19 protein-coding genes are annotated in these 19,940 nt (G+C 67.1%); 15 read left to right on the forward strand and 4 right to left on the reverse strand.

Annotation, left to right across the window (positions count from 1 at the left end; genetic code table 11):
• The first annotated feature begins 11 nt into the window (after nucleotides 1-11).
• Nucleotides 12-647, forward strand: a complete 636-nt coding sequence (locus tag VHA82_RS01115; RefSeq protein WP_414708608.1) for a sulfite oxidase heme-binding subunit YedZ — start codon at nucleotides 12-14, stop codon at nucleotides 645-647.
• Here the strand turns inward: VHA82_RS01115 and lysA are convergent.
• Together lysA and VHA82_RS01125 are read right to left on the reverse strand one after the other, a co-directional pair.
• Nucleotides 625-1,902, reverse strand: coding sequence for a diaminopimelate decarboxylase (gene lysA / locus VHA82_RS01120; RefSeq protein ID WP_325539392.1), 1,278 nt, complete (start codon nucleotides 1,900-1,902; stop codon nucleotides 625-627). The genes VHA82_RS01115 and lysA overlap by 23 nt on opposite strands.
• Nucleotides 1,899-2,096, reverse strand: coding sequence for a lipoprotein (locus VHA82_RS01125; protein WP_325539394.1), 198 nt, complete (start codon nucleotides 2,094-2,096; stop codon nucleotides 1,899-1,901). Before VHA82_RS01125 ends, lysA begins: the two co-directional genes overlap by 4 nt.
• A gap of 78 nt (nucleotides 2,097-2,174) precedes the next feature.
• On the opposite strand from VHA82_RS01125, the gene cyaY reads away from it, so the two are divergent.
• The gene (gene cyaY, locus VHA82_RS01130; protein WP_325539396.1) at nucleotides 2,175-2,510 is read left to right on the forward strand and encodes an iron donor protein CyaY; all 336 of its coding nucleotides are present in this window, start codon (nucleotides 2,175-2,177) and stop codon (nucleotides 2,508-2,510) included.
• Between the two features lie 696 nt (nucleotides 2,511-3,206).
• Here the strand turns inward: cyaY and VHA82_RS01135 are convergent.
• Nucleotides 3,207-5,690: a penicillin-binding protein 1A gene (locus tag VHA82_RS01135; protein WP_325539398.1), complete on the reverse strand. Its 2,484-nt coding sequence runs from the start codon at nucleotides 5,688-5,690 to the stop codon at nucleotides 3,207-3,209.
• 262 nt (nucleotides 5,691-5,952) lie between these two features.
• On the opposite strand from VHA82_RS01135, the gene VHA82_RS01140 reads away from it, so the two are divergent.
• From VHA82_RS01140 to VHA82_RS01195, 12 genes are read left to right on the forward strand one after another with little or no spacing between them, the layout of a single operon-like run.
• Nucleotides 5,953-7,032, forward strand: coding sequence for a pilus assembly protein PilM (locus tag VHA82_RS01140; RefSeq protein WP_325539400.1), 1,080 nt, complete (start codon nucleotides 5,953-5,955; stop codon nucleotides 7,030-7,032).
• Nucleotides 7,029-7,730 carry a PilN domain-containing protein gene (locus tag VHA82_RS01145; protein ID WP_325539402.1) on the forward strand — a complete coding sequence of 234 codons (702 nt, stop codon included), beginning with the start codon at nucleotides 7,029-7,031 and terminating at the stop codon, nucleotides 7,728-7,730. Before VHA82_RS01140 ends, VHA82_RS01145 begins: the two co-directional genes overlap by 4 nt.
• Nucleotides 7,731-7,766: 36 nt before the next feature.
• Entirely contained in the window at nucleotides 7,767-8,459 is a 693-nt protein-coding gene (locus VHA82_RS01150; RefSeq protein WP_325539404.1) for a type 4a pilus biogenesis protein PilO, read from the forward strand.
• The gene (locus VHA82_RS01155; RefSeq protein WP_325539406.1) at nucleotides 8,456-9,010 is read left to right on the forward strand and encodes a pilus assembly protein PilP; all 555 of its coding nucleotides are present in this window, start codon (nucleotides 8,456-8,458) and stop codon (nucleotides 9,008-9,010) included. Before VHA82_RS01150 ends, VHA82_RS01155 begins: the two co-directional genes overlap by 4 nt.
• Nucleotides 9,007-11,133 (forward strand): type IV pilus secretin PilQ, encoded by a 2,127-nt coding sequence (pilQ, locus tag VHA82_RS01160; RefSeq protein ID WP_325539408.1) that lies wholly within the window; start codon nucleotides 9,007-9,009, stop codon nucleotides 11,131-11,133. The genes VHA82_RS01155 and pilQ overlap by 4 nt, the downstream gene beginning before the upstream one ends.
• A gap of 45 nt (nucleotides 11,134-11,178) precedes the next feature.
• Nucleotides 11,179-13,239 carry a hypothetical protein gene (locus VHA82_RS01165; RefSeq protein ID WP_325539410.1) on the forward strand — a complete coding sequence of 687 codons (2,061 nt, stop codon included), beginning with the start codon at nucleotides 11,179-11,181 and terminating at the stop codon, nucleotides 13,237-13,239.
• A gap of 10 nt (nucleotides 13,240-13,249) precedes the next feature.
• A complete protein-coding gene (locus VHA82_RS01170; protein ID WP_325539412.1) occupies nucleotides 13,250-13,777 on the forward strand; it encodes a shikimate kinase in 528 nt (175 codons plus the stop codon).
• 9 nt (nucleotides 13,778-13,786) lie between these two features.
• Nucleotides 13,787-14,893, forward strand: a complete 1,107-nt coding sequence (gene aroB, locus VHA82_RS01175; RefSeq protein ID WP_325539414.1) for a 3-dehydroquinate synthase — start codon at nucleotides 13,787-13,789, stop codon at nucleotides 14,891-14,893.
• Between the two features lie 5 nt (nucleotides 14,894-14,898).
• Entirely contained in the window at nucleotides 14,899-16,032 is a 1,134-nt protein-coding gene (locus tag VHA82_RS01180) for a deoxyguanosinetriphosphate triphosphohydrolase (RefSeq protein WP_325539416.1), read from the forward strand.
• Nucleotides 16,029-17,234, forward strand: coding sequence for an MFS transporter (locus tag VHA82_RS01185; RefSeq protein ID WP_325539418.1), 1,206 nt, complete (start codon nucleotides 16,029-16,031; stop codon nucleotides 17,232-17,234). The genes VHA82_RS01180 and VHA82_RS01185 overlap by 4 nt, the downstream gene beginning before the upstream one ends.
• A gap of 60 nt (nucleotides 17,235-17,294) precedes the next feature.
• Nucleotides 17,295-17,942: a hypothetical protein gene (locus tag VHA82_RS01190; protein ID WP_325539420.1), complete on the forward strand. Its 648-nt coding sequence runs from the start codon at nucleotides 17,295-17,297 to the stop codon at nucleotides 17,940-17,942.
• 21 nt (nucleotides 17,943-17,963) lie between these two features.
• The gene (locus VHA82_RS01195; RefSeq protein ID WP_325539422.1) at nucleotides 17,964-18,827 is read left to right on the forward strand and encodes an SAM-dependent methyltransferase; all 864 of its coding nucleotides are present in this window, start codon (nucleotides 17,964-17,966) and stop codon (nucleotides 18,825-18,827) included.
• Here the strand turns inward: VHA82_RS01195 and VHA82_RS01200 are convergent.
• The gene (locus VHA82_RS01200) at nucleotides 18,824-19,000 is read right to left on the reverse strand and encodes a hypothetical protein (RefSeq protein WP_325539424.1); all 177 of its coding nucleotides are present in this window, start codon (nucleotides 18,998-19,000) and stop codon (nucleotides 18,824-18,826) included. The genes VHA82_RS01195 and VHA82_RS01200 overlap by 4 nt on opposite strands.
• A 126-nt stretch (nucleotides 19,001-19,126) precedes the next feature.
• Here VHA82_RS01200 and VHA82_RS01205 point away from each other — a divergent pair, with 126 nt between their 5' ends.
• On the forward strand, nucleotides 19,127-19,819 hold the full coding sequence (locus tag VHA82_RS01205) for a transposase (RefSeq protein WP_325539426.1): 693 nt from the start codon (nucleotides 19,127-19,129) through the stop codon (nucleotides 19,817-19,819).
• The last annotated feature ends 121 nt before the right edge of the window (nucleotides 19,820-19,940 follow it).

Raw genomic sequence — 19,940 nt, forward strand, 5'->3', positions numbered from 1 at the left:
CATCGCGCTTCATGACACGCCTGCAACGGATGCTCCAGCACGCCATCGCGAAGCCGCTCGTGTTCGCGCTTGCGCTGCTGCCCCTCGCCTGGCTTCTTTACGGCGCGGTCACGAACCAGCTCGGCGCCAATCCGGCCGAGCACCTCACGCGCTCCACCGGCGACTGGACGCTGCGGTTTCTCTGCATCACTCTCGCCGTGACACCGCTGCGCGTCACGCTCCGCGTGCCCGCGCTCGCGCGCTTTCGCCGCATGTTCGGGCTCTTCACTTACTTCTACGTCGTGCTGCACCTGCTGTGCTACAGCTGGTTCGACAAGGGGTTCGACGTGGCCGACATCGCGAAGGACATCGGCAAGCGGCCGTTCATCCTCGTGGGCTTCAGCGCCTTCGTGCTGCTCACCCCGCTGGCCGCCACTTCCTTCAACCGCGCGGTGAGAGCGCTGGGCGCAAAGCGCTGGCAATCGCTGCATCGCCTCGTCTACGCGATCGCGGGGCTCGGCATCCTCCATTTCTTCTGGATGCGCGCGGGCAAGCACAACTTTGCCGAGGTGGCCGTGTACGCGGCGATCCTCGCGGTGCTGCTCGGCTGGCGGCTCGTGCGCTTCATGAAAGCGCGCATGCGGCTCAGGGGGCCAGCTTTTCCTTGAGCATCAAGTCCGCGGGCGTTTCGCGCTCGCGGATCACGTGCGCCTGGCCGCCATCCACCAGCACTTCGGCGGCGCGGCCGCGTGTGTTGTAGTTGCTCGCCATGCTCATGCAATACGCGCCCGCGGACATCACGGCGAGGAATTCGCCCGGCTGCGCGGCAAGCTCGCGGTCGCGCGCGAGCCAGTCGCCGCTTTCGCACACGGGGCCGACGATGTCGTAGGTGTGCGCCTCGCGCGAGGACTCCGCGAGCGGCACGACGGCGTGATAGGCCTGGTACATCGCGGGGCGCGGCAGGTCGTTCATCGCGGCGTCGACGATGCAGAAGTTCTTCTGTTCGCCGGGCTTCAGATAGAGCACTTCGGTCACGCAGACGCCCGCATTGCCGACGAGCGAGCGCCCGGGCTCGATCATGAGTTCGCGGTCGCCGAAGCCGCGCTCGTCCACGCGTTCGAGCAGCGAGCGCCACAGTTCGTCCGCTCGCGGCGGCTGCTCGCCGGCATAGGAGATGCCCAGGCCGCCTCCGAAGTCGATGTGGCCGAGTCGGATGCCCGCGCGTTCCACTTCCTCCACGAGATCGAGGATGCGGTCCATCGCGTCGAGATAAGGGTCGGTCTCGGTGATCTGCGAGCCGATGTGGCAGTCGATGCCGGCGATCGAAATCCCCGGCAGTTCGGCCGCGCGCCGGTAGGCGTGCAGTACGCGTTCGTGTGCCACGCCGAACTTGTTGCTGCGCAGGCCGGTGGAGATGTAGGGGTGCGTCTTCGGGTCGACGTTCGGATTCACCCGGATGCTCACGGCCGCCGTGCGGCCCATCTCGCGCGCGACTTCGCTCAGTACCTCGAGTTCGGCTTCGCTTTCGACGTTGAAGCAGCCGATGCCCGCTTCCAGCGCGCGCCGCATTTCGGCGCGGGTCTTTCCGACGCCGGAGAAGATCACGTCGCGCGCGTCGCCGCCGGCGGCCAGCGCGCGTTCCAGCTCGCCGCCGGAGACGATGTCGAAGCCGCATCCCGCGCGCGCGAACACCTGCAGGATGCCGAGCGACGAGTTGGCTTTCATCGCGTAGAAGATGCGCGACTTGCGTCCCGCGAAGCCGCGCCGGTAGGCCGCGAGCGAGGCGAGCATCGCGGCTTTCGAATACACGAAAAGCGGTGTGCCGTGGCGCCGCGCGAGGTCTTCGAGCGCGACGTCTTCGCAGTGGAGGCGGCCCGAGCGGTACGCGAAGTGCGGCGAGCCGGGCAATGCGGCGCTGCTCACTCGCGGCCTCCCGGCGTGGCAGTGCCGGTGGGCGGCGCGGATGCGGGCGGGACGGGCGTGTTCAGAGGGGGCGGCAGCAGTGTGTCGGGGCGGGGCGTGAGTGTTTCGATCACCGTCGCACGGCCGGTGGCCGCTTCGCCGGTGGGCAGCACGAGCGGGCCTTTCTGGCCGCAGGCCGGGAGCATCGCGACCATGCCAGCCGCGAGGGCAAGCCGTCGCGCCGGTGCGCTGACTAGAATCTTTGCCAATGCCATGAACATCGAACGATTGTAATGACCGACCTCGAATACCTCGACCGTGCGGAAGCGCTGCTCGCGCGAGTCGAAGCGCGCTGCGACGAGATCGACGAATCGACCGACGCCGACGTCGACTCGCAGCGCGTGGGTGGCATGGTGACGCTCACTTTTCGCAACGGCACTCAGATCGTCATCAACTTGCAAAGGCCGCTGCACGAGGTGTGGATGGCTGCCAAGGCCGCGGCGTATCACTATCGATTCGATGGCGAGCGGTGGATGGACACCAAGGGGCATGGCGGGGAGTTCTATGCCGACCTCTCGCGCGAAGCGAGCACGCAGGCCGGGATGGCGATCGAGTTCACTGCCGCGTGACGGCCTGGATGGCGCGCCAGGCCGGGCCGCAAGACGCGGCGTGGATGCGCTGAGACACGTCACCGGTGTGTGCCGTGTTCCCTCCCCGGCGTCGCAATGCTGGACCGCATAGCAGGTGGTGTGGCAGGGTCTCACAGCAAAGCTGCGTGTGGGCGGGCTGCGGCGCGCAATAAAGCACAGGCGCCTGCGGCGGGTGTGCCCCGCGCCCCAGCGCGGCGACGAGAGCGCTGCAGGCGCGTATCGCGCGGCGCGTACGTGTTCTGGCTCGCGGCGCTTGTTCGAACGGAGAGTTTGGCGTACGCGCCAAACTCGTAGGGAGTTGCGCCGCGGGGGCGCGGGGTCGCCCGGCGCAGGGGATCCGGTAGGGCTGCGCGAAGCGCAGCACGACGGACGCCGTAGCGCGCGCCGCGGCCCGCCCGCACGCAGCTTTGCCGCGAGGTGGTGGAGTGTCAGCGGGTGGTGAGGCGTGAACGCCGAGGAGGGGGGCTCTGGATTCCCGCCTGCGCGGGAATGACGGCGTTTGCAGGTGGCAATGACGGCGTTGCAGGTGGCAATGACGGCGTTTGCAGGCGGGAATGACGGCCCGCGTGCACGAATGACGGCGTGCAGGCGGCGATCGCGGCGTTGCGCGCACGAATGACGGCGTTTGCAGGCGGCGCTAACGGCGCTGCAGGCAGCTATGACGACTCGGCGCCCCTAATTCCTGAACAGATCGAGAATGCTGCGCCGCTCCTCGCCGGGCGTGCGCGGGGGCGGCATCCCATCCGAATTCATGAGGCTCCGGTCCACCGCAGGCGACCCCGGCGACGCCTCCCCCTGCGGCCCACGACGCGCCGCCGGATTCACGCTTCCGCTCGGCACGGTGACATTGCTGCCGCCACCGCCCGCATCCGGTGGCATTCCCGGCACCACACCCGGCGCTCCCGCCTGATCCAGACCCAGGCTGCTCACGCCCGCGCCACGCGCATACTCTTCGTAGTACCACTCGCCACCGAGGTTCACCACGCCTTCGGGCGGCGTCGGCTCCATTACCGGCACGCCCTTCAGGGCGGTCTGCATGAAGTCGATCCACACCGGCAGGCTCAAGCCCCCACCGGTCTCACGGTCCCCCAGCGACTTGGGCTGGTCATATCCCATCCATACGATCGCAACCAGCGTCGGATGGAAACCGTTGAACCACGTGTCGATCGAGTCGTTCGTCGTCCCCGTCTTGCCGTAGAGGTCGGGGCGCTTCAGCGTCGCCTGCGCCCGGGCCGCGGTGCCCGACCGCGCCACTTCCTGCAGGAGGCGGTCCATCACGAAGGCGTTGCGCGCATCGATCGCGCGCACCGACTCGTTGGGCAGCGGCGGCTGGCTCTCCACAAGCACCTTGCCCTTCTGGTCCGTGATCTTCGTCACGAGCCACGGATTCACCCGATAGCCCCCGTTGGCGAACACCGAATAGCCGAGCGCCATCTGCATCGGCGTCACGGAGCCGGCACCCAGCGCCATCGTGAGGTAAGGCGGATGCTTGTCCGCGTCGAACCCGAAGCGCGTGATCCAGTCCTGCGCGTTTTGCGTGCCCACCGCCTGCAGGATGCGGATCGACACCATGTTCTTCGACTTGGCGAGCGCCATGTGCAGCGGCATCGGGCCCTCGAACTTGCCGTCGTAGTTCTTCGGCTCCCAGGGCTGGCCGCCCGTCACGCCCGCATCGAAGAAAAGCGGCCCGTCGTTCACGATGGTGGTGGGCGTGAAGCCCTTTTCCAGCGCCGCCGAATAGATGAAGGGCTTGAAGCCCGAGCCCGGCTGGCGCCACGCCTGCATCACGTGGTTGAACTTGTTCTTGCCGAAGTCGAAGCCGCCCACGAGCGCGTGCACCGCGCCGTCGCGCGGGTCGACCGCGACGAATGCGCCTTCCACTTCCGGCAATTGCGTGATCTCCCAGGTGTCCTTGGGCGTCTTCATGACGCGGATCACCGCGCCCCGGCGAATCTTGATCTTGGGCGGCGCCTTGTCCGACAGGCCCGACTGCGCGGGCCGCAGGCCGTCGCCCACGATCTCGAAGCGGTCGCCGCTGCTGCGCACGGCCACGATCTTCTTCGGGCCGGCTTCGAGCACCACGGCCGAGAGCACGTCGCCGTTGTCCGGGTGTTCGGCGAGCGCGTCGTCGATGGCGTCGTCCACCTGCTTCGGGTCGGTGGGCAGGTCCACGAACTCCTCGGGGCCGCGGTAGATCTGCCGCTTCTCGTAGTTCATGATGCCCGCGCGCAGCGCCTTGTACGCGGCTTCCTGCTGGTCGGCGTGAATCGTCGTGTAGACGTTCAGGCCGCGCGTGTAGGTTTCGTCGCCGTACTGCGCATACACGAGCTGACGCACGGTTTCGGCGATGTACTCGGCGTGCACGCTCAAGGTCGGCAGGCCGCTTCTCACCTTGAGCTCCTGCTTTTTCGCCTCTTCGGCCTGCTCGGACGTGATGAAGCCGTTGTCCTGCATCCGCTCGATGATGTACTGCTGGCGCGCGCGCGCGCGCGACGGATTCGTGATCGGGTTGTACGCGGACGGCGCCTTGGGCAGCCCCGCGAGCATCGCCGCCTCGGCGATGGTGAGGTCCTTCATCGGCTTGCCGAAGTACGCCTCGGACGCCGCCGCGAAGCCGTACGCGCGGTTGCCGAGGAAAATCTGGTTCATGTAGATCTCGAGGATCTGGTCCTTCGTGAGCAGGTGCTCGAGCTTGAACGTCAGCAGGATTTCGTACAGCTTGCGAGTGAAGGTCTTCTCGGAGGAGAGATAGACGTTGCGCGCCACCTGCATCGTGATGGTCGAGGCGCCCTGGCTCTTGATGTGGCCCACGTTCGCGAAGATCGCGCGCACGAGCCCCTTGTAGTCCACGCCGCTGTGCTCGTAGAAGCGCGAGTCCTCGATGGCGAGGACGGCTTGCTTCATCACCTTCGGAATCTGGTCGATCGGCGTGAGGTTGCGCCTTTCCTCGCCGAATTCCCCGATCAGGACGCCGTCGACCGAATAGATGCGCATCGGCAGCTTCGGCCGGTAGTCGACCAGCTCCGAAATGTCGGGCAGATTGGGATACGCCACCGCCAGCGCGACGCCCGCGATCGTGGCGAGCGAGACGACGCCCGCGAGCGCGAGCCCGCCGGCCCAGAAGACGAGGCGCAGCAGCACTCGCTGCCAGCCCGGCATCGCCGCTTTCGGCCCGCCTGCGTTGTCGGAAGAAGGTTCAGAGGACATAAATCTCCACGGGCCGCCCTGACGCGGCCATTATAGGAAGGGGGGGTTGCCCGGCCGTGGCGGTGAAAACGGCCGCGCCGTCGTCGGTTTTTGGCAACGCTTCATTGTCGGGCGAGGGGAAAAATCCTTTGTGGGACAAGGACGTTACTGCTAGCATTGAAGTGGAATCTTAAGTTTTGTTACCGCCCCTTGAGCGGCGATTCAGGAGACGGGCTTGAGTGCTCTCGGTTCATTGTTCAGCCGCCAACCCGCGCCGCTGCTCGGCCTGGACATCAGCTCGTCCAGTGTGAAGCTCGTCGAGCTCGGCCGCGACAAGGAAGGCAACTTCGTGCTCGAGCGCTGCGCCATCGAGCCTCTCGAGCGCGGCTGGATCACCGACGGCACGGTCGACAAGTTCGATGAGGTGGCGGAAGCCATGCGGCGGGTCGTGAAGAAAAGCGGCAGCCGGACGAGGAACGTGGCGATGGCGCTGCCGGCCTCGGCCGTCATCACCAAGAAAATCATCCTGCCCGGCGGTATGACCGAACAGGAGCTGGAAGTTCAAGTCGAAACGGAAGCCAATCAGTACATTCCGTTTTCGCTCGACGAGGTGAGCCTCGACTTCTGCGTGATCGGTCCGAGCCCGTCCTCGCAGGGCGACGTCGAAGTGCTGATCGCCGCCTCCCGCAAGGAAAAAGTGCAGGACCGCCAGGGCCTCGCCGAGGCCGCGGGGTTGAAGCCCGTGATTGTCGACGTCGAATCATACGCGTCGCGCCTGGCCGCCGGCCGCCTCATCCAGGCGCTGCCGAATCAGGGCACCGACCTCATGGTCGCCCTCTTCGAAGTCGGCGCTTCCACGACCAGCATGCAGGTGCTGCGCAACGAGGAAGTGCTCTACGACCGCGACCAGGCCTTCGGCGGCGCGCAGCTCACGCAGCTCATCGTGCGCCAGTACGGTTTCTCGCAGGAGGAGGCCGAGGCGAAGAAGCGCAACGGAGACCTCCCGGAGGACTATGACAGCGGCGTGCTCAAGCCGTTCGTGGAAAGCATGGCGCAGGAGATCGCGCGGGCGCTGCAGTTCTTCTTCACGAGCACGCCGCACAACCGCGTGGACTACATCATGCTCGCGGGCGGCTCGGCCGCGCTGCCGGGCCTCACCGAAGCGGTCACGGCACAGACCTCCTTCACCTGCAGCCTGGCCGATCCGTTCCAGGGCATGCACATCGGCGAGAACGTGCGCGAGAAGAAGGTGAAGCGTGAAGCGCCTTCGTACCTCACTTCGTGCGGGCTCGCCATGCGGAGGTTCATGCAGTGATCCTGATCAACCTGCTGCCCCACCGGGAAGCGGCGCGCAAGCGCAGGCAAGAAGCGTTCTTCGTCTCCCTCGGCGCCTCCGCGCTCGCGGGCGGCCTGATCGCGGGCGGGATCTTCCTGTGGTATGCCGCGCAGATCTCGGCGCAGGAAAACCGCAACGCGCTCCTGAACAACGAGATCAAGCGGCTCGAGGCGCAGATCAAGGACATCGCGAACCTGCAGCAGGAAATCGCGGCGCTTCGCGCGCGCCAGCAGGCGGTGGAAGACCTGCAGGCCGACCGCAACATGCCCGTGTACCTGCTGAACGAACTCGTGAAGCAGCTGCCCGACGGCGTGTACATCACCAAGCTCAAGCAGGAAAACCAGATCGTGACGCTCGACGGCGTCGCGCAGTCCAACGAGCGCGTGTCGGAGCTCTTGCGCAACATGGGCAACAACAGCCCCTGGCTCACGCGGCCCGAGCTCGTGGAGATCGTGGCCGCGAATATTTCGCTCGCGGGCAGCCGCGAGCAGCGGCGCGTCTCGAACTTCACGATGCGCGTGAAGCTGCTGCGGGCAAGCGAAGTGCAGAAGGCCGCCCCGGGCGCGAGCGGCGCTTCCATGCCGGCGAACGCCGCGAGCGCCGCGGCCGGCGCATCCCAGCCCGTGAAGGTCTCCGCAGCTGCCGAGAAGCCGGCGAGCGGGGCGCAGAAACCATGATGGCCTCCCGCCGTCCAGCCACCACGGATTGACCCCATGGCCACCAAGTCGCTTCCCAAGATGGACTTCAACGCGATCGGCGAGAAGATCCAGTCGCAGTTTCGCGGCCTCAATCCGAACGACCCCGCGTCCTGGCCGATCATCCCGCGCGCCGCGATCTGCCTCGCGCTCGCGATCGGCATCGTGGTGGTGCTTTGGTTCGTGTGGCTGAACGGCTCGGCCGACCAGCTCGAGGCGGAACAGAAGAAGGAACTCGCGCTGCGCGAGGATTACAAGAAAAAGCTCACGCAGGCCGTGAACCTCGATGCGCTCAAGAAGCAGCGCGAGCAGGTGCAGCAGTACGTGACCCAGCTCGAAAAGCAGCTGCCGAGCAAGGCGGAAATGGATGCCCTGCTGTCGGACATCAACCAGGCGGGGCTCGGGCGCAGCCTGCACTTCGAGCTGTTCAAGCCCGGGCTCGTGAGTGTGAAGGAGTACTACGCGGAACTCCCGATCGCGCTGAAGGTGACGGGCCGCTATCACGACGTCGGCGCGTTCGCTTCCGACATCGCCCACCTCTCGCGCATCGTCACGCTGAACAACCTGAGCATCGGCCCGCCGCCCGGCGCGACGGCGATCAAGGACCCCGACCAGCTCGTCCTGGAAGCGACGGCCAAGACCTTCCGCTACCTCGACAAGGACGAAGTGGCGGCCCAGGCGAAGGCCACGGCGTCGGGAGCGAAGAAATGACGCGCCGGATGTGGCCTGCCCTCGTGCTGGCGGCAGCGGCGCTCGCGGCTTGCGAGTCGTCCGATCAGAACGAACTGCAGGCCTGGATGACCGAGCAGCGGGCGCAGACGCGTCCGCAGGTGACGCCGATCCCGGAGCCGAAACGCTTCACCCCCCAGGAATACACCGGAGAGAGCTCCACCGACCCGTTCAGCAGCCAGAAGCTCGCGCAGGCGCTCAAGCGCGAATCGGCGCAGAGCTCCGCGAGTGCGGCGCTGATCGCGCCCGAACTCACGCGCCGCCGCGAGCCGCTGGAAGCCTATCCGCTGGACACGATGACGATGGTCGGCAGCCTGGTGAAGCAGGGCCAGCCGGTGGCGCTCGTGAAGGTCGACAACCTGCTGTACCAGGTGCGGCCGGGCAACTACCTCGGCCAGAACTACGGGCGCATCGTGAAGGTGGGCGAAAACGAAGTCGTGCTGCGTGAACTGGTTCAGGACGCGGCGGGCGAATGGGTGGAGCGCACTGCGACACTGCAACTGCAGGAGAACCAACAGAGGGCCTCGAAATGAACAAGTACAACCCCGTGCACTGGCGCCGCTTCCTTTCGTCGTTGTGCGTGCTGGCGGCAGCCGCGTTCGCGCTTCCCGCGCTCGCACAGCCGGTGGTGGAGAACGTGTCCGGCTCGATCCAGGGGGGCACCGAGGTCATCCGGGTGGACTTCTCGCAGCCGCTCACGGCGCTGCCGAGTGGCTTCTCGATCCAGTCGCCCGCGCGCATCGCCATCGACGTGCCCGGCGCCACGAACGGCATGGGCCGCAACGCGGTGGACGTGAACCTGGGTAACCTGCGTTCGGTGAATATCGTGCAGGCGGGCGACCGCACGCGCCTCGTGCTGAACCTGAAGACGGCCACGGGCTACAAGGCCCAGTTGCAAGGCAAGTCGCTGCTCGTGGCGCTCGACACGGTTGGCGTTGCCGCGCCGCAGCCCGCCGGGCCCGCGGCATTCGCCGAGAGCCGCAACCGCGAGGCGCAGCCGCTGCGCGACCTCGACTTCCGCCGCGGCCCGGACGGCTCGGGCCGCGTGATCGTGGACCTGCCGAGCAACCAGGTCGGCGTGGACATCCGCCAGCAGGGCCAGCAGCTGGTCGTCGAATTCCTGAAGTCGACGCTGCCCGAGGGCCTGCGCCGCCGGATGGACGTGGGCGACTTCGGCACGCCGGTGCAAAGCGTGACCACCACGCAGGCGGGCGACCGCGTGCGGATGGTGATCGAGCCGCGCGGCGCGTGGGAACACAGCGCCTACCAGAGCGACAACCAGTTCGTGGTGGAGGTGCGCCAGCAGAAGATCGACCCGGGCAAGCTCACGCAGGGCCCGGGCTACTCGGGCGAGAAGCTCTCGCTCAACTTCCAGAACATCGAAGTGCGCTCGCTCCTGCAGGTGATCGCGGACTTCACGAACTTCAACGTGGTGACCTCCGACTCCGTCACGGGCGCGGTGACGCTGCGCCTGAAGGACGTGCCCTGGGATCAGGCACTCGACATCATCCTCGAGGCGAAGGGCCTCGGCATGCGCAAATCCGGCAACGTGTTGTGGATCGCACCGAAGGACGAGATCGCGGCCAAGGAAAAGCTCGAGCTCGAGTCGCGCGCCGCGATCCAGAACCTGGAGCCGCTGCGCACGCAGGCGTTCCAGCTCAACTACACGAAGTCGGCCGACATCGCCGCGCAGCTCACGAGCGGCACGGGCCAGGCGCGCATCCTCTCCACGCGCGGCAGCGTGATCGCCGAGGCGCGCACCAACCAGCTCTTCGTGACCGACGTGCCCTCGCGGCTGGAACAGGTGCAGTCGCTCATCACCAAGCTCGACGTGGCCGTGCGCCAGGTGCTGATCGAAGCGCGCATCGTGGAAGCATCCGACACGTTCGGCCGCAACCTCGGCGCGCGGCTGGGCGGCAGCGACCTGCGCGGCATCCGGGGCGGCGATGCGGGCTATTCGATCGCCGGCACCAACCGCATCACGATCGGCGGCTCCTACAACGCAGTCTCTGCCCAGACCGGCGAGACCATCGGCACCGCGCTCGATACGACCAGCACGTCGTTCGTGAACCTGCCGGCCGTCGGCCTCTCCGGCTTCAACCCGGCGTCGTTCGCCGTCTCCATCTTCAGCGCCGCGGCCAACCGGTTCCTGGACCTGGAACTCTCCGCGCTCGAAGCCGACGGCAAGGGCAAGCTCGTCTCGAGCCCGCGCGTGGTGACGGCCGACCAGACCAAGGCGCTCATCGAGCAGGGCACGGAATTCCCGTACCAGCAGGCGACTTCGAGCGGCGCGACCGCAGTGGTGTTTCGCCGCGCCACGCTGAAGCTGGAAGTGACGCCGCAGATCACGCCCGAGGGCAACATCATCCTCGATCTGGACATCAACAAGGACAGCCGCGGCGAGACGACCGCGGCGGGTATCGCGATCGACACCAAGAAAGTGAAGACGCAGGTGCTGGTGGAAAACGGGGGCACCGTCGTGATCGGCGGCATCTTCGAGCTGGTGGATACTTCCTCCACCGCGAAGGTGCCGGTGCTCGGCGACATCCCGCTGGCTGGCAACCTGTTCAAGAACACTCAGCGCAGCGTGAGCAAGCAGGAAATGCTCGTGTTCATCACACCGAAGATGATTTCCGACCGCAACGCCGCGCGCTGATGCATCAACCGTGAGTAGTCGTACCGTAGACGAGGGGTTATTTCGATGATTCGCTATTTGCAATTGCTGGGAGGCGCGCTGCTGGCCGCCGCGTTGGTCGCCTGCGGCGGCGGAGGGGGCAGTGCGGGAACGCAGGGCAACGGCAGCACCTCGAACACGACGACGCCGACCGTCGCCGACTTCACCGTTTCTTCCGACAAGTCGGTGCTCAATACGAGCGGCACCGACATCGCGACGATTACCGTGGTCGCGGTCGACGCGAGCCGCAACGTCGTGCCCAACGCGCCCGTGTTCGTCACCGTGGACCACAACGGCGTGTTCACGCCGGGCGGGACGGTGACCGATTCCACGGGCAAGTTCACGGGCACGCTTTCGATCGGCACCGACACGAGCGAGCGTGACATCACGGTCACCGTCACGATCAAGAGCATCGTGAAGACGCTCACCGTGCACGTGTCCGCGAGCAACACCGACTTCGCGATGTTCCTCGACAAGTCGACGATCGCGAACGCGGGCTCCGACTCGGCGACGCTCACGGTGGTCGCGCTCGATTCGGACCGCAACGTGGTGCCGAACACGCCGGTGTCGGTGACCGTGAACAACAACGGCGTGTTCACGCCGACGGCCGGCGCGCAGACCGACGGCACGGGCACGTACAAGGGCACCGTCACGATCGGCTCCGACAAGCGCGACCGCGACATCACGCTCACCGTGACCGTGGCGGGCAAGGTGAAGTCCACCGTGGTGCACGTCGCGGGCAGCCGGCTCACGGTGCAGGCCGCGCCGAGCGCGCCTTCGCCCGGGCAGACGGTGACGCTCACTCTCTCGCTCACCGACTCCGCGGGCGCGCCGCTGGCGAGCACGGCACTCACGGTCGGCGGGACGATCCCCGCGCTGCAGGGCCGCGTCCTCACCACGGCGGCAAGCGGGCTTGCGACGACGACTTTCGCCGCGCCCACCCAGGCGGGCTTCTACACCATCAATGCGAGCGGCAATGGCACGTTCTCGTCCGACTACCAGCTGCAGGTGTTCAGCAACCAGGTGGACCCGGCAACGATCCCGCCGGGTGTCACGCCGTCGCTCTCGGCATCGCCGAACGTGCTGTCGGTGAACTCACCGGGGTCCACGACGAACCGCACGACCCTGCGCTTCCTGTTCCTCGATTCGAACAACCAGCCGATCCAGAACGTGCGCGTGCACTTCGTGGACACGACTCTCGGCCTTGCGAAGGTGGGGGCGCAGATTTCGAGCGGCGACACGACGCTTTACACGGACGCCGGCGGCACGGTGACGACCGAATACATCTCGGGCCAGAACTCGAGTCCCACCAACGGCGTGACGGTCAAGGCCTGCTACAAGGCGACCGACTTCACCTCCGTGAACGATTGCCCGGCGTCGGTGACGGCCAGCCTCACGGTGGCGGGCCAGGCGCTGTCGGTCTCCGTCGGCGACGACAACCTCCTCACGAAGAGCGCGAGCCAGGTCACCTACATCAAGAAGTTCGCCGTGACGGTGGCGGATTCGGCCGGCCGTGCCGTGGCGGACGCGCCGGTGGACATTTCCGTGGACATCACGCATTACGGCAAGGGCCAGTTCGTCTACACCACGAACCTCGGCGGCTCCTACGAGTACCTCGACAGCACCGGCACGACTTCCGTGGACCCGCTCACCGTCGTGCCGCTCAGCCTGACCGGCGCGTATCCGTCGATGAGCACGGACCCCAACGGGGTGCCGCCCCAGCGGGTCTGGTGCCCGAACGAGGACACGAACCGCAACGGCAACGTGGACCCGGGCGAAAACGTGAACGGCAGCGTGGACAGCAACAACCAGCCCACGCTCGAGCCGCGCAAGAGCGACATCGTGATCAGCTACGACGTCCCGACGGTGACCAAGACCGATTCGAGCGGCGTGCTGATCATCCGGGTGGAGTATGCGCAGCGCTTCGGCACCTGGCTCGCGTACAAGGTCCGCGTGACGGCCAACGTGGCGGGCTCCCAGGGCATGGCCGAACGCGAATTCGTGACGGACGTGCAGCAAAACGACGTCGAGAACGGCTCGTTCCGCACGCCGCCGTACGGCACCCATTCCTGCCTGGATCCGAACTGACGCGCGCGATGTGATCCTGATCCTGGTCGGGATGCCCGGCAGCGGCAAGTCCACTGTCGGGCGCCACCTGGCGCGCCGGCTGCACCTGCCGTTCCACGACAGCGACCACGTGATCGAGCAGCGCATCGGCTGCTCGATCGCCGAGTACTTCGAACGCGAAGGCGAGGCAGCCTTCCGCGACCTCGAGGAAGAAGTGCTGCGCGAACTCACCGCGTCGGGCGACGCGGTGATCTCCACCGGTGGCGGTGCCGTGCTGCGGCCGGCCAACCGCGCGCTGCTGCGCGAAAGAGGCCAGGTCGTCTACCTGCGATCGTCTCCGGAAGAAGTGTTCAGGCGCGTGCGCCACGACACGCGCCGGCCGCTGCTGCAGGTGGCCGACCCGATGGGGCGGCTGCGCCAGATGCATGCCGAGCGCGACCCGCTCTACCGCGAGACGGCGCACTTCGTGATCGAGACCGGGCGGCCTTCGGTGCCGACGCTCGCGAACATGGTGGTGATGCAGCTCGAGCTCGCGGGAGTGCTGCCCGAGCGACCTTAAACTCGGGACATGGCTTTCTCATTTCCCGCCCGCGAATCCGCGCGGGTGACCATCGAGCTCGGGGCGCGCAGCTACGACATCGTGATCGGAACCGGCCTGCTGGGCGACCCCCACACGTGGTCCGGCCTGCCCGTGGGAGCCACGGCGCTCGTCGTCACGAACACGACCGTGGGGCCGCTGTATGCCGGCCGGCTGGAAGCGGCGCTTCGAGCGCACTTCAAGGCGGTCCATACGGTGGTGCTGCCCGACGGCGAGGACCACAAGGACTGGCCGACCCTTCAGCGCATCTTCGACGCGCTGCTTGCGAACGGCTGCGACCGCAAGACCATCGCGTTCGCCCTGGGCGGCGGCGTGGTGGGCGACATGGCCGGCTTCGCCGCGGCTTGCTACATGCGCGGTGTGCCCTTCGTGCAGGTGCCCACGACGCTCCTTGCGCAGGTCGACTCCTCTGTCGGGGGCAAGACCGGCATCAACCATCCGCTCGGCAAGAACATGATCGGCGCGTTCCATCAGCCGCTGCGCGTGGTGTGCGACCTCGACACGCTCGACACGCTGCCGCCACGGGAACTGAGCGCGGGGCTCGCCGAGGCGATCAAGTACGGGCCGATCGCCGACATGGAATTCCTCGGGTGGCTCGAAGGCCGGATCGATGCGCTCCTCGGACGCGACCGCGAGGCGCTCGCGTACGCGGTGCGCCGCAGCTGCGAGATCAAGGCGTCGGTCGTGGGGCATGACGAACGCGAAGCGGGGCTGCGCGCGATCCTCAACTTCGGCCACACGTTCGGTCATGCCATCGAAGCGGGCCTCGGCTTCGGCCAGTGGCTGCACGGCGAAGCGGTGGGATGCGGCATGGTGATGGGAGCCCGGCTGTCCCAGCGCCTCGGGCTCGTCGACGAAGCGTTCGTCGCACGGCTTGCTTCGATCGTTGCGCGCGCGGGGCTGCCGACGAGCGGCCCCGCTCTCGGCGCCGACCGCTACCTCGAGCTGATGCGCGTGGACAAGAAAGCCGAGGCCGGCCAGACGCGCTTCGTGGTCATCGACGAGCCGGGGCGTGCCGCCGTGCGAACCGCGCCCGACGCGATGGTTCGCGACGTGCTGGCCGCCTGCACGCGCTGACCGCGATGGCGCTCGCCGCGTACGCGTGCGATCCGGCCCGCTCGCGCGGCAGGCGGCATCCGGAGCCGCCCGCACCCACGCGCAGCGACTTCCAGCGCGACCGCGACCGCATCGTGCACTCCACGGCGTTTCGCCGCCTCGTCTACAAGACGCAGGTCTTCCTGAACCACGAAGGCGACCTGTTTCGCACGCGTCTCACGCACTCGCTCGAAGTCGCGCAGCTCGCCCGCTCGATCGCGCGGCCGCTCGGCCTGAACGAGGACCTGGTCGAGGCGATCGCGCTCGCGCACGACCTCGGCCACACGCCGTTCGGCCACGCCGGGCAGGACGCGCTTCACGAATGCATGCGCGAACAAGGCGGCTTCGAGCACAACCTGCAGAGCCTGCGCGTGGTCGACGAACTCGAGCAGCGCTACCCCGCCTTCGACGGCCTGAACCTCACGTTCGAAGCGCGCGAGGGCATCCTGAAGCACTGCTCGCGTCGCAACGCGCAGGCACTCGAACGGCACGAGCCCGGCGGCGTGGGGCGCCGCTTCGTCGACGGCACGCAGCCGGCGCTCGAAGCGCAGCTTGCCAATCTCGCCGACGAGATCGCGTACAACGCGCACGACATCGACGACGGCGTGCGCTCCGGCCTCATCGCGCTGGATCAGGTGCGCGAAGTCGAGCTGTTCGATGCGCATTGCCGCGAGGCGCTGCGCGACTGGCCGTCGCTGCAAGGCAGGCGGCTGCTGTACGAGGCGATCCGCCGCATGCTGAGCGAGCAGGTGTACGACGTGATCGATGCGACGCGCGGAGCGATCGAAGAAGCCAGGCCCGCGGATGCGGATGCGGTGCGCGGTGCACGGCCCCTGGTGCGCTTCAGCGATGCGGCGACGCAGCGCTCGGCCGCGCTCAAATCGTTCCTGCTGCGAAATCTCTATCGCCACCCGCAGGTGCTCGCGAATACCGCTCAGGCGCGCGAAGTCGTGCGCGAACTGTTCGCCGCCTACATGAACGATCCGCTCGCGATGCCCGGCGACTTTGCCACGCGCGGCGATACGGCGCGCGCCGTGGCCGACTACATCGCCGGAATGACCGACCGCTTCGCGCTTCGCGAACACGAACGCCTCACGGGCCGGCGACTGCTCACCGCATGAAGCGCATCGACCCGGCGCTGGTCGTGTTGCTCGCGGGGGTGAGCGCGGCGCTGCACGTCGGAAAGCTTCCGCCCGCCATTCCCGTGCTGCGCGAGGCGCTCGGGGTGAGCCTCGTCGAAGCCGGATTTCTGCTGTCGCTCGTGCAGTTCGCGGGCATGTCGCTCGGCGTCGTCGCGGGGCTGCTCACCGATTCGCTCGGACCGCGACGCACGATGGTGGCCGGGCTTGCGATCCTCGCCGTGGCGAGTATCGCGGGGGGCGAAGCCACGAGCGCCGGTGCGCTGCTCGTCCTGCGGGCGTGCGAAGGATTCGGCTTCCTGCTCGCGTCGATTCCGGCGCCGGGTCTGATCCGGCGCCTCGTGCGGCCCGCGCGCGTGAGCCGCATGCTGGGATGGTGGGGCGCCTACATGCCGCTCGGCACGGCGGCCGCGCTGCTGGTGGGGCCTGCCGTGATGTCGACGGCCGGGTGGCCGTGGTGGTGGCGGTCGCTCGGGCTGTTTGCCGGGGCGATGGCTGCCTGGCTGTGGTTCGCGGTGCCGCCGGCGTGCGACGTGCCGCAGCAGGCGTCGCAAAGCGGCGACACAGCGGGACGCCTGCGGCTCACGCTCGGGTCGCCGGGCCCCTGGCTCGTTGCGCTCATCTTCGCGACCTACTCCTCGCAGTGGCTGGCGGTGATCGGCTTCCTGCCCGCGATCTACGCGAATTCCGGCGTGACGGGTAGCCTGAGCGCGGTGGCAACGGCCGTGGCGGCCGGCGTGAACATGATCGGCAACATCGCGGCCGGGCGTTTGCTGCACCGCGGCGTGAGAGGGCAGCGGCTGCTCTATGCGGGCTTCGGCGCGATGGCGGCCGGGGCGATGCTCGCGTTCGGGCCATGGGCCGATGCCCTGCCGGCCCATGCGGCCGCGATCTTGCGTTACGGGGGCGTGCTCCTCTTTTCCATGCTGGGGGGCATGGTGCCGGGCACGCTCTTTTCGTTCGCGGTGCGCGTCGCGCCGGCCGAGCGCGCGGTGTCGACCACCATGGGCTGGATCCAGCAGTGGTCCGCGATCGGCCAGTTCGCGGGGCCCCCGGTGGTGGCGTGGCTTGCCAACCGCACCGGCACGTGGAGCTGGACATGGCTTGCGACGGGCGGCTGCGCGCTGGCGGGCGCGATCCTCGCTTGCGTGCTGGCGGCGCAACTGCGCTCCCCACGCGGATGATGACCGGCGCGCCCGGCGCCTCTAGAATCGGTGCGAACGGTTCCCGATGTTGCAGGCACCATGAGCTTCCTCAACCAGCTGAAATCACAGGCGCATAGCCTCCAGAGCCAGCGCACGGCCAGCGAGGCGGACCTGGAGCTGAACACGGCTGCCACCGAGAAGGCGTGCCGCGTCGTCTTCGACTACTTCCAGGACCTCGCGCGGCAGCTGAACGTGATCCAGCCGGCGGGCCCGGCGTTCACGCTCGATGGCAAGACGCCTTGGCCGCAGATGAAGCTCACCGAATTCCGGGCCGACGCGCGCAAGAAGATGCTGCGCGATCACGAGGTGTTCGATTTCATCGCGCTCGGCTGGCAGGTGCTGCCGCAAGTGGGCAAGCCCGTGGGCGGCGTGGTCTCGGTGAATTTCCCGCCCGACTTGCAGCGTGTGCAGGATCGCATCGCGCTCGGCGTGGTGGAGCACGAGCGCAAGGAAATCCGCCATCCCGAGACGAACAAGCTGCAGGCTTACGTGTTCGAGTACGTCACGCACTCGCGCGCGAGCGTGACCGCGACGCCGGAGCACGACAAGGGCGAAATCGAATTCCGGCTCGTGAACACGGCCGGCTTCGAACTCGTGAAGACGTCGTGGCCGGCCGTGCGCCTCAACCAGGAAGTGCTCGACGAGCTTGCGAAGCGCATCGTCTCGCAGCCGAGCCGCTTCGTCTGATCCGGCCGCGGCAAGCAAATCATGAAAGGCGTGGAGCCGGGCATCCGGCCCGGGCAATCGACCGAGCTGCTGAAGGAGCTGCACATCCTCACGCGCGACGGGCGCATGAACCAGGATTCGCGCCGGAAGCTGAAGCAGGTCTACCACCTCTACCAGTTCATCGAAAAGCTGCTGCTGGAGTTGCCCGATTCGCCGCAGGGGCCCACGCTCGCCGACCATGGCGCGGGCAAGTCGTACCTGGGATTCATGCTGTACGACCTCTTCTTCAAGCCGCTTGGCAAGGGCCGGATATGGGGCATCGAGAGCCGGCGCGATCTGGTGGAGAAGTCGCGCGAGCTCGCCAGCCGGCTTGGCTTCGAGCGCATGAGCTTTCTCGACGTGAGCGTGGCGGACTCGATCGCAGCGCGGGAGCTGCCGGAGCGCATCGACGTCGTGACAGCGCTGCATGCGTGCGACACGGCCACAGATGACGCGATCGCATTCGGGCTGGGCAAGCATGCGCATTCGATGGCGCTCGTGCCGTGTTGCCAGGCCGAGGTGGCGGCGTGCCTTCGCCAGGACAAGGCGCTTGCTCTGTCGCGTACGCCGCTCGCGGAACTCTGGCGGCATCCGATCCACACGCGCGAGGTGGGCAGCCAGCTCACGAATGTGCTGCGGTGCCTGTACCTGGAAGCCATGGGCTATCAGGTGACGGTGACCGAGCTGGTCGGCTGGGAGCACAGCCTGAAGAACGAGCTCATCGTCGCGAAGCGCGTGGGGCATCGCAAGGCGAGTGCCGCCGCGCGGCTTCGCGCTTTGCTCGCGCAATTCGGGTTGCAAGGCCTCGAGGCGCTGCGGTTTCCGGGGCTTCCCGCTGCGGCGCCTGCCGATGCGCTGGCCGGTTAAGCCGACGGGGGGTCCTTTGCGCGGGTGCGGCTCACGGCGGTGAGGATGCCGATCCCGAGCAGGATCACGACGCCGATGATGATGTACAGCTGCGGCACGCCCGCGACCACGCAGGCCCAGGCGACGCCGGCGATGAAGATGATGAAGCCGAACATGTAGAGCGCAAACGACATCGCTTCTTCTCCCTTTGCCTTTCGAGGATGAGCGCATGATGCTCGGCCGGCTCGCTGGAGCTTGTCGGAGAGAGCGCCAATTCCGAGTCCGCCATAATTGGGGTCAGATTCCAATTATTTGCACGAATGGCTCGACTTGCCCGGCTCACGGTGCCCGGTTATCCGCATCACATCATCCAGCGCGGCAACAACCGGCAGATCATCTTTCTCGATACCGCCGACTACGAGCAGATGCTCGCGCTGCTGCAAGAGCACGCGAGGCAGACCTTGGTGGCGGTCCATGCCTACGTGTTGATGAGCAATCATCTGCATTTGCTCGCGACTCCCGAAACCGCGGAAGGCATCCCGCAGCTCATGCAATCTGTCGGACGACGTTACGTGAGGTACTTCAACGACCGGCACGGCCGCACCGGGACTTTGTGGGAGGGGCGGTACAAGTCCACGCTGATCCAGGCGGAACAGTATCTGCTCGCTTGCATGGTCTACATCGACCTCAATCCCGTGCGAGCCGGCATGGTGCAGCACGCCATGGACTACCGATGGTCGAGCCACCTTCACTATGTGGGCCGCCGGGTCGATCGGCTCGTCACGCCGCATCCGTTGTATTGGGAGCTTGGCAACACGCCCTTCGCGCGGGAGGCGGCCTATTCCCAGCTTGTCGAGGCCGGCGTCGCGTCCGACCAGCAGCGTGCACTGACAGATGCAACGCTGAGCGGCTGGGCGCTCGGGTCGCCGGACTATGTGGCGCAGTTGCAGCGTCGAACCACTCGCCGAGTGATGAAGGGCCAGTCGGGGCGGCCGGTGCGCAAGTCGCACTAATGTGTCCCTCATTTACGAGAATAGATGGTTCAGCGAAGATAATTGGAATCTGACCCCCATTATTTTCTTGGCTGAGCATGTTGCGCTGCAGTATTCTCGGGTTTTCCCGAGAACGAACTGC

Source organism: Ramlibacter sp., from assembly GCF_035548915.1.
Classification (GTDB): domain Bacteria; phylum Pseudomonadota; class Gammaproteobacteria; order Burkholderiales; family Burkholderiaceae_C; genus Ramlibacter.